Origin of the sequence: Arcobacter cryaerophilus gv. crypticus, from assembly GCF_002993025.1 — a bacterium.
Taxonomy (GTDB): Bacteria; Campylobacterota; Campylobacteria; order Campylobacterales; family Arcobacteraceae; genus Aliarcobacter; species Aliarcobacter cryaerophilus_B.
This window is the reverse complement of the sequence record NZ_NXGI01000014.1, coordinates 22,928-29,537: the sequence shown is the minus strand read 5'-3', so window position 1 is coordinate 29,537 and position 6,610 is coordinate 22,928. Positions and strand designations below refer to the sequence as shown.

Here is a 6,610-nt window from a genome sequence, read left to right as displayed (position 1 = left end):
ATAAAATCATCAAGTCCCATAAAAAAGCCCTTTATATAGTTGATTGTAGTGATGAAATTATATCAAAAAGTGCCTATTTATGGGCTTTATTATAGCTTTTATATATAAGAAATTGAAGATTTTTTATGTGCGAAAGTTGAGTTATTATGTTAATATTATTTAAGTAAATAATAAGGGGAACATAATGTCAATTAAAAATAAAAATCAGGAAACTATTTTAGAAAATAGTAGTGTTCTAAATCGTAGAGATTTTTTAAAATATTCATCAATAACATTGGGTGCTATCTCTTTAGGTGGTTGTTCTAGCCGTAATATTGATTATAGTAAAATTACTGAATATCCTATTGAAGATAATGTATATACTACACTTGAAAAAACAGTTAAGTTATCTGAAAAATTTTCATCTATTATCCAACCACGAAATCTAAAAAACATAAGAGAATATGATGAAAAAGGTTACGGTGTTTGGGTAGATGGAGGACCACTTTTAGCTGAAGTTAGAAATGATATTATGCCAGATGATTATAAGTTGCCTAGAAAAAATAAAACTACTAAACTTCTTAAATTTTTTGCAATAACTGATATTCATATTATAGATAAAGAATCTCCATCTCAGTTACTTTATTTACAACCATCAAATTATATTGGGGATAAATTTGGTAAGGATTTTGAATCAAAAGTTACATCAATTTACTCACCAAGAATGCTTTATTCTACACATATTCTAGATGCAATGGTTCAAACAATTAATGCTCTTCATGAAAAAGATAATATAGATTTTGGAATTTCTTTAGGAGATGTTTCTAATAGTACACAGTACAATGAAACTAGATGGTATATAGACGTGTTAGATGGTCAAATAATTGAACCAAGTTCTGGAAATAATATCGGTGCCAATAGTATTGATTATCAAAAACCATATAAAGCAGTAGGACTTAACAAAAATATTCCATGGTATCAAGTTATAGGAAATCATGACCATTTCTGGTTGGGTTCAATTCCTTTAGATGATAAAAGAAATAAAATTAACCTAAGAGCAAGCTATGTAGATGATAAAGTTATAGCGATGCCTGATTTACTTTTTTATTCAGATAATGTTTTTAAAAGAGATGATACCGAACTTTTTTATATGGGAGTTATAGATGGTTCTGATCCTTATGGCGATATTATAAAAGCTGGTCTAGTTAAAAATTTCAAATCTGCACCAACTGTAGTTCCAGATGTAAAACGAAGATCATTAACAAAAGTAGAATGGACTAAAGAGTTTTTCAAAACAACATCTGAACCCAAAGGGCATGGTTTCAACCTAACTCCTAGAGATAAATCAATAGATTTTGGTTGTTACAGTTTCATACCTAAATCAAATCTTCCTATAAAAGTTATTTGTCTAGATAATACACAAAGAGAAGATGACAATGATCCAAGTATTCACGGACGTGCTTTCTTAGATGAAGATAGATGGAATTGGTTAAAAAAAGAGCTTGCCGATGGTACTAAAAATGACCAACTTATGGTTATAGCATGTCACATTCCAATTGGAGTTATGCCTTATAAAGAGCACAACAATGGTCACGATACATATATGGATTGGTATGAAAATACTCGGGGAGGAACAATTGAAAATGCAGTAACATTTAAAGGATTGTTAAAAGAGCTTCATAGTCATCCTAATCTTTTAATGTGGATGGCGGGACATAGACATGTAAATACTGTAAAAGCTTTTGTTCATGATGAACCAGAAAAAAGTTTTTGGCATGTTGAAACATCATCACTACATGATTTTCCAATACAAATGCGTATGTTTGATATAAATTTAAATAGTGATTATACAATTTCAATAGATGCAATAAATGTTTCTCCAGCTGTAAAAAAAGGAACTCCTGCATATAAAGGTTTCAAATATGCAGTCGCTGCTCAACAAATTACAGGGATGACTTTAAATCCAAAATTAGATTGGGCTGATCCAAAATATGATGTAGATGGAATAGATCCAACTATTAGACCAATTGATCCAACTATTGCTTCTTACAATGCTAAGCTTTTGAAAAAACTTACACCAAAAATGGAAGCAAGAATGAAAGAATTATTTCCTAATATCTAGTACCGCAACTTAAAACTATAGCTATTATAATGAAACGATTTATAAAAATATTAAAACAAATAATAGCTATAGTTTCTCTGAAAAAATTGAGTTATTTATTCTAAAACTAATTCACTTTTTTTAAGAGAGTTTGCTAGATTTTGGCTATTTTGACTTGGAACATCTAGAATTATAATATTTGACTTATGAGTAATTTTTAACTTTGTTGTACTATATTTTTTCATATTTTCTATTAGATTTTTTAAATCATCTTTAGTAAACTCTTTTTTTAAACTTTTTAGCCCTATAAAAGAGTAACCATCTTTTGAACTTTTATTTATTCCCATTCTAGGTTTTTTTGGTTCATTTAATATTTTTATTGCTTGATTATCTTCTATTTTTATATCCAAATTTGAACTTAAGATATCACAAAAACTCTCAATTGTAAACTCTTTTATAAACTCTTTAAAGTTACTATTTTTTTCTCTATTTCCAAAATCTCTATATACACCAGCTATTACTCTTGCTGTTTTTATTATTTGAGAACTACTTATTTGAGCTACAACCTTATCCAAAACTTTTAAATCAAAAACTATTTTATCTTTGCTATTTTTAAAAGCATTAAAACTAATATCAGGAGTAAATCCAGCATCACAACCTTCACGATAACCACTTATTGCAAATTGCAATTTGTTTGGAAGATTAAAGAAGTTTTTATTCTCTACAAAGCTTTCATTTAATTTTTTTGCTAAATCTTCTACATCAAAAATTTGTGTAGTATCTAAACCATTTACAGGACATGTCAAAACTTTTTTTATACTATGACTTGACTCAAAAAAGCTTGAAAGCCCTACTTTATTTAAAATATTAAAAATCTCTGGAATATCTCTTAAATTTAAACTATCAAACTCTATTTTTTGACCATCTTTAAAAGATATTTTTAATAGTGAAAAAGTATCTAAAATATTTAATATTGACTCTAATTGAGATAAATTTAGCTCTCCTAGATTTAAAGGAATTTTAAGAGAAAAACTTGTTTGTTTTTCATCTTTTGCATAAATTCCATGCCACTTAAATCTCTCTAAATCGTTTTGTGATATTTTTTCTCCAAAAACAGCATAATAAAATAGTAAAGCCAAAATATCTTCACTAGTTATATCTTTTTTTAATTTTTCAATATTTATATTTATTGACATTTTAACTCCATTAAAAAATCTCTTTGCACTCCCAGTGCGGAAAATGTTTTCTCACAAGTGAATTAAACTCAATCTCAAAAGCACTATAAGAGCTATCTTTTTTGCTTTGATCACTTGATTTTGCTCTAATCATTCCAGCACCAACAGTGTTGTTTGTAACTCTATCTATTATTATAAAGCTTCCCATAGTTTTTATTTTATCATATATGTCATATGCAATTATTTGCTCTAAATCAAGTTTTGCTCTTGCAATTTCATTTAAATTTAAAGTATTCGTTGCACTTCTTTCTAAAGTATTTACATCTGTTTTATAATAAAACTGACTAATAGTTCCAACTGTTGTGCTTGTTGCTCTTTTTATAAAATATTGTTTTCCTTTTATTAGTGGATCTTCACTAAGCCACACAACATCTACATCAAAATTATTTGCCTCATCAGCTTGTTCATCACTTTTTACAATAACATCTCCACGACTAATATCTATCTCATCTTCAAGTGTTAGAGTGATTGCTTGTTGTGCATATGCATAAGGAATATTTCCTTCATAAGTTACAATCTCTTTTACTTTTGAGCTTTTTTTAGAAGGTAAAACTGTTATTTCATCTCCAACTTTTATAACTCCACTAGCAATTGTTCCACAAAATCCTCTAAAATCAAGGTTAGCTCTATTTACATATTGAACTGGAAATCTAAAATGTGTTAAATCTCTATCACTATCAATTTGTACATTTTCTAAATGCTCTATTAAAGTTTGACCTTTATACCAAGGCGATTTATCACTTCTTTCAACTACATTATCTCCATTTAAAGCAGATAATGGAATTAAAGTTATATTACTAGAAAGTCCCAACTCTTTTGCAAATTTAAGATAATCCTCTTTAATTTTATTAAAAACATCTTCTCTAAAATCCATTAAGTCCATTTTATTAACTGCTACAACAATATGTTGAATTCCTAATAGCTTATTTATAAAAGAGTGTCTTTTTGTTTGAGTTTGAACACCATATCTTGCATCTATTAAAATAATCGCTAAGTTTGCAGTACTAGCTCCCGTTGCCATATTTCTTGTATATTGCTCATGACCTGGAGTATCAGCAATAATAAACTTTCTTTTTGGAGTTGTAAAGTATCTATATGCAACATCAATAGTAATACCTTGCTCTCTCTCGCTTTGAAGACCATCTACTAAAAGTGATAAATCAAACTCATTGTTTGTATTATTGTTTTTTTTACTATCTTTTTTTATATTTTCAAGCTGATCTTCAAAAATCCCTTTACTATCATGAAGTAATCTTCCAATTAAAGTAGATTTTCCATCATCAACATTTCCACAAGTTATAAATCTAAGAAGCTGTTTATTCTCATGCTCTTTTAAATAAGCTTTTATATCATCAATTTTTTCCATTTTAAAAATACCCTTCTATTTTTTTCTTCTCCATAGACCCAGCACTATCATTGTCTATAACTCTTCCTTGTCTCTCACTTGTACGACTTAGAAGCATCTCTTTTATTATCTCTTCAAGAGTTGTTGCAGTTGAATTTACAGCACCTGTTAGTGGATAACATCCTAAAGTTCTAAATCTAACCATCTCTTCTTTTATAACATCATCTTTTTCAATTGGCATTCTTTCATCATCTACCATTATTTTTACACCATCTTTAAGAACTACTGGTCGTGAAGCTGCAAAATATAGTGGAACTATTGGAATTTGTTCCAAATAGATATATTGCCAAATATCAAGTTCTGTCCAGTTTGAAAGTGGAAAAACTCTAATACTCTCATCTTTATGAACTCTTGCATTGTAGATATTCCAAAGTTCTGGTCTTTGGTTTTTTGGATCCCATCTGTGATTTTTATCTCTAAATGAATAGATTCTCTCTTTTGCCCTTGATTTCTCTTCATCACGTCTTGCTCCTCCAAAAACAGCATCAAACTTATATTTATTTAAAGCTTGTTTTAGTCCTTGAGTTTTCATAATATCAGTGTGCACTGCGCTTCCGTGAGTAAAAGGGCTAATATTCATAGCAATACCTTCAGGGTTCGTGTGAACTAAAAGTTCAAATCCTTCCTCTTTTGCTCTTTTATCTCTAAACTCTATCATCTCTTTAAATTTCCATAAAGTATCCACATGTAAAAGTGGAAATGGTAACTTTGCAGGAGCAAATGCTTTTAGTGCTAAATGAAGCATTACAGCTGAATCTTTTCCAACACTATACATCATAACAGGGTTATCAAACTCTGCAACAACCTCTCTAATAATATGAATTGATTCAGCTTCAAGTTGTTTTAAATGTGTTAGTTGTTTTGTATCTAACATTTAATTTTTTCCTTTTAAATAAATTATTTTTGCCAAAGGCTAATTCTTATTCTCCTTTGGATATAAAAAATTATTGCCGATAGGCAATTCCACTGCTTTAGCAAGGAACACTTTGTCTTTTTAGGAAAAAGATTTTTGAGATAAATTTCGTTAAAAAAATGAAACTGTTTGAAGCAAACTTTAGTTTGCAAGTTTTTCATTTTTAGAAAATTATTGAAAAAATCCCTAAAAAGGCAACCGTGTTCCGATTTTGCATACTTTTTAAAAAGTATGAAATAAAGAATTAAAGCTTAATATAAAGCAAAATAAATATATTATTTCTTATGAAGCCCACACTCTTTATGTTCTGGGTTTTCCCACCACCATCTTCCAGCTCTTATATCTTCACCATCTTTTATAGCTCTTGTACAAGGTTCACAGCCAATACTTGGAAAACCATTATCGTGAAGTTTATTGTATGGAACTTTATTTGCTTTTATATAATTCCATACATCATCTTCACTCCAATTTATAAGTGGATTTAGTTTTATTACTTTAAAATTTTCATCCCACTCAACTATTGGCATAGTTTCTCTTGTAATACTTTGAGAGGCTCTCAAACCTGTAATCCAAATATCAACATCTTTTAAGGCTCTTTTTAAAGGCTCGATTTTTCTTATATTACAGCAGTTTTTTCTATTATCAATACTTTCAAAGTGACCATTTACACCTTGAGTTTTATACAAGTTTTCAACATCTTCAAATTTTGGAAAAAAAACTTCTATTTTTACACCATATTTCAAATTTGTCTCATCTAAAACTTTGTAAGTTTCACTGTGTAATCTTCCAGTATCAAGAGTAAATACTCTACTGTTTTTATCTACTTTAAATATCATATCTGTCAATACTTGATCTTCTGCACCCAAGCTTGAGCTTAAAGCTACATTATTATGATTTTTTAATACATATTTGATTAAATCACTTGTATTTAAAGATATAATTTTATCTTCAATATCTTTTACTTTTTCTAAACTCAT

Annotated in this window: 5 protein-coding genes; 1 reads left to right on the top strand and 4 read right to left on the bottom strand. The window is 28.7% G+C overall.

Features of this window, described 5'->3' with window-relative positions:
• Positions 1 to 184 precede the first annotated feature (184 nt).
• A complete protein-coding gene (locus CJ670_RS07165) occupies positions 185 to 2,101 on the top strand; it encodes a TIGR03768 family metallophosphoesterase (protein ID WP_105939449.1) in 1,917 nt (638 codons plus the stop codon).
• Positions 2,102 to 2,196: 95 nt separating this feature from the next.
• On the opposite strand, the gene CJ670_RS07160 is transcribed toward CJ670_RS07165, so the two are convergent.
• The 4 genes from CJ670_RS07160 to CJ670_RS07145 all read right to left on the bottom strand — a co-directional run bounded on the left by CJ670_RS07160 (position 2,197) and on the right by CJ670_RS07145 (position 6,610).
• Positions 2,197 to 3,276, bottom strand: coding sequence for a sulfite reductase (locus tag CJ670_RS07160; RefSeq protein ID WP_105939448.1), 1,080 nt, complete (start codon positions 3,274 to 3,276; stop codon positions 2,197 to 2,199).
• 10 nt (positions 3,277 to 3,286) lie between these two features.
• Complete coding sequence (gene cysN / locus CJ670_RS07155) at positions 3,287 to 4,681, bottom strand: sulfate adenylyltransferase subunit CysN (RefSeq protein ID WP_105939447.1); 1,395 nt, start codon at positions 4,679 to 4,681, stop codon at positions 3,287 to 3,289.
• A 1-nt stretch (position 4,682) separates the two neighbouring features.
• Positions 4,683 to 5,594: a sulfate adenylyltransferase subunit CysD gene (cysD, locus tag CJ670_RS07150; protein ID WP_105939446.1), complete on the bottom strand. Its 912-nt coding sequence runs from the start codon at positions 5,592 to 5,594 to the stop codon at positions 4,683 to 4,685.
• A gap of 314 nt (positions 5,595 to 5,908) precedes the next feature.
• On the bottom strand, positions 5,909 to 6,610 hold the full coding sequence (locus CJ670_RS07145) for a phosphoadenylyl-sulfate reductase (RefSeq protein ID WP_105939445.1): 702 nt from the start codon (positions 6,608 to 6,610) through the stop codon (positions 5,909 to 5,911).

Coding starts and splice junctions, on each gene's coding strand:
- CJ670_RS07165 (WP_105939449.1), top strand. CDS start 185: ATGTCAATTAAAAATAAAAATCAGGAAACTATTTTAGAAAATAGTAGT.
- CJ670_RS07160 (WP_105939448.1), bottom strand. CDS start 3,276: ATGTCAATAAATATAAATATTGAAAAATTAAAAAAAGATATAACTAGT.
- cysN (WP_105939447.1), bottom strand. CDS start 4,681: ATGGAAAAAATTGATGATATAAAAGCTTATTTAAAAGAGCATGAGAAT.
- cysD (WP_105939446.1), bottom strand. CDS start 5,594: ATGTTAGATACAAAACAACTAACACATTTAAAACAACTTGAAGCTGAA.
- CJ670_RS07145 (WP_105939445.1), bottom strand. CDS start 6,610: ATGAGTTTAGAAAAAGTAAAAGATATTGAAGATAAAATTATATCTTTA.